The organism is Flavobacterium sp. (genome assembly GCF_043722275.1).
In the GTDB taxonomy this organism is placed as follows: domain Bacteria; phylum Bacteroidota; class Bacteroidia; order Flavobacteriales; family Flavobacteriaceae; genus Flavobacterium.
On the sequence record NZ_JAYSPC010000010.1, the window covers coordinates 1 to 3157 of the forward strand.

Consider the following 3157-nt stretch of genomic DNA (forward strand, 5'->3'; position numbering starts at 1 on the left):
AATTAGCAGCCTTGCATTTTCTCCAGCAATAAGCATGTCTCCAACCAGTAAGATTCTGTTCCCACCGAAACCTGTTTGAAAGCAATTAGCGGCTTTGCATTTTCTTCAGCAATAAACATGTCTCCAACCAGTAAGGTTCTCTTTCCACCGAAACCTGTTTGAAAGCAATTAGAAGCTTTGCATATTCTCGTGCAATAAGCCTGTCTCAAACCAGTAAAATTCTTTGTCAACCAAAAGCTTGATGTGAACACTAAGAAGCTTTGCATATTCCCGTGCAATAAACCTGTCTCTAACGAATTAGATTCTTTGTCGAACTAAAGCTGATTAAGAAAAGTGTGAAAGCTTGAATATTCGCATGAAATAAGCCTGTCTCAAACCAGTACGATTATTTTTCCAAAGAAAGGTGTTTGAGAACAGTTAGAAGCTTTGCATATTCCAGTACAATAAGCCTGTCTCAAACCAGTAGGATTATTTTTCCAAAGAAAGGTGTTTGAGAACAGTTAGAAGCTTTGCTTATTCCCGTGCAATAAGCCTGTCTCAAACCTGTAAAATTCTTTGTCCGCTGAAATTTGTTTGAAAGCAATGAGCAACTTTATTTCTGCCAATTGCGCACTTCGGGTGCTTCAAAAAGGGTTGCCCATAACGATTGCCCGCTTGCCGTTGTTGGGGTATTTCATGTTCCTTCAGCCCGAACTTCAGCCCAATAGCGAACAGATGTAAATGTATAAAACAAAAGCTGAACAAGGAACTTCAAGCCCGAACAAATGCACAATAATGAGATGCTGTTGATTGCTCCAACTTCCTGCCCCAATGACGGCAAACGGTTTGTTGTGCGCTGCCTTTCTCTCGCTTAAGCTTCCGCATTTAGGATTTATAAGCGTGAAATCAGTATGTAGGAAACCCTTAAGTATTAATCATAAATCATCTTTTTTCACTCCAATAAGAAGTGAATAAAGTATAACATTGGATGGACAAAATTTTAATATTCGCTATAAATTGGACAAATTGAGTGTGATGTAATAAAAGAGTTGCCTGAATGAATTTTACAAAAAAAGTATTTTCTATCAGTTTTTTTATCTCTTATAATGTCAAAATTAGATATTGGTTCTAACGCCCAATGAAGCTTGAAATTTTCATTATAACCCTCGATACTTATACAACTAATGCTTTTTTTAGGATAGCTTGAACTACTTAATACTTCAATATTATCGATAGCAATGCCTTTATCAACAATTGTAATGTCCGACCCCGATAAACTACCAACAGCAACAGTTTCTATTAATGATAAGTCTTTGAAGCTGGTTGCTAATGCAGGATTTAAACTAAGTTTTACATCAGTTGGAGCATCTTGTGTATTTTTTGTTATAAAGTATCCAGCATTTTGCGTTGTGTTACCCTTTATGTAAACTAAAAATGCGTCATCCACCAATATCCCGTTCTCAATTTTTTGCAATGTTAATGCTTCAGTTTCAGCGAGACTAAACTGATAATCATTTTGATAAATTGAAATAGAATTATCCTTGTTCTTAAAAATGTATAATTCAGCAGGGTTTAATAATAATGGACGTTTGGCGGTAGAGCTTTTTTTAGTGCCTTTGAATTCTTCATCATATGCAGATGTCCAACCATTCACAATCGCCGCTAATCGTGCACTTCTGCCTGGATGGGTTAATGACCCATTTTCATTAACAAGAGCATTTATAGCACTCTCTGATTGCTCTAAAGTTGCACCTAATTTTTCTAAAATAAATCCTGAAAATTTATCGGCTTCTAACTCAAGTTCAGGTCTACTTCCTCCCATTTGCAGAGAATGTCCGCTTAAGTGATGTCCAATTTCATGAGCTAGAATACTAATAGATGCCCAATCGCTAATTGATGCTTTGATTTTTTGCATGAAACTTTGGTTATAGATTATATACCTATCCAAAGATTTAGTATTAGCATTATATTTTACCACTGCACAGGCATTAGGAACATTGCCTGCTACTAATTTAAAGTTAGAGGGTAGTCCTGAAGCATTAGTTATTCTTGCTAAAGCAGTTTGAGCTTCATTATCAGAGTTAAAACTATAAATTTCTAACGGCAGTTTTTCTCCATAATAACTACAGGAACTTTTGATTAATATTTTCTGCTGTGGAAAAGAAATAAAAGGCATTAAAGTCAACCAAATCAGTATTTGCTTTTTCAAATGATTTATTTTTATTTATCTTAAAATCACATTGTTGCCTCTGTAGATTGCGGAGTTTGTTCTCCCTCATAAAGCAATGAATAAGTACCTGTGGTTAACACATTCCCCACTTTTAATTTTGTCCGATATTCAGGTATATTGGTGTTCGGCAAGTCTGCAAAAAGCCCGATTATCTTTCCATTTCCTGCATCTATGAAAGAATTTATTAAGGGAAAAATAATATTAGCTATTTCGCAACATTTATCATTGAGTACCTTTTTTGTTTCAATATCATTGCGGTGTGAGTTTACTTTTTCAAACAAGGCTAAACAGTCCTCGACTTGTTTCTTAGAAAGAACATTAAGCTTAGTTCTTTTACTATTTTCAAATTCATTTTCAAATTGCCAAAGTTGAACATTATTATCTTTTAGTTTATTTTCCATTTCAAATAATTCATCGAACAATTTCCAAAGCTTATTTTCCATAACTTATTAATGCGAATTTTAAAACTATCAAATGAAAATATTTATAGCTTTCCTTGAAGGTACTTTTTGCATCTGTTCAAATATAGTCTACTTAATTGAGGGTAGACATATTTTGGATTAAGGTAGCGCACAACGTTACGGCTTGGCGTTTTGGCGGTATTTGAAAAACGTCAAGCCCGTTGCCGAAGCTAAATAATGATAAAAAAAATGATGATGAAAACTAAAAGCCACATAGCCCACGTCAAGATGGAGCCGCAGCCGAACAGCGAACTACAGCCGATGGATCCAACGTCCAGCCGCCATAATGCCAAACCGATTGTTATGGGCAGCCCTGTTCTTTTTCCACCGAAACCTGTTTGAAAGCAATTAGCAGCTTTGCATTTTCTCCTGCAACAAGGGTGTCTCTAACCAGTAAGATTCTGTTTCCACCGAAACCTGTTTGAGAACGGGAAGCGGCTTTGCACATTCCCCTGCAATAAGCATCTCTCCAACCAGTGAGATTCTG

At 35.9% G+C, this 3157-nt stretch carries 3 protein-coding genes; all 3 read right to left on the reverse strand.

Features of this window, described 5'->3' with window-relative positions:
• Positions 1-979 precede the first annotated feature (979 nt).
• Positions 980-2188: a hypothetical protein gene (locus ACHZDT_RS01640; RefSeq protein ID WP_394772924.1), complete on the reverse strand. Its 1209-nt coding sequence runs from the start codon at positions 2186-2188 to the stop codon at positions 980-982.
• Positions 2189-2214: 26 nt separating this feature from the next.
• Positions 2215-2652, reverse strand: coding sequence for a hypothetical protein (locus ACHZDT_RS01645; protein ID WP_394772925.1), 438 nt, complete (start codon positions 2650-2652; stop codon positions 2215-2217).
• Positions 2653-2971: 319 nt separating this feature from the next.
• Positions 2972-3157 (reverse strand): hypothetical protein (locus ACHZDT_RS01650; protein WP_394772926.1); only part of this gene is annotated, 186 nt, incomplete at its 5' end.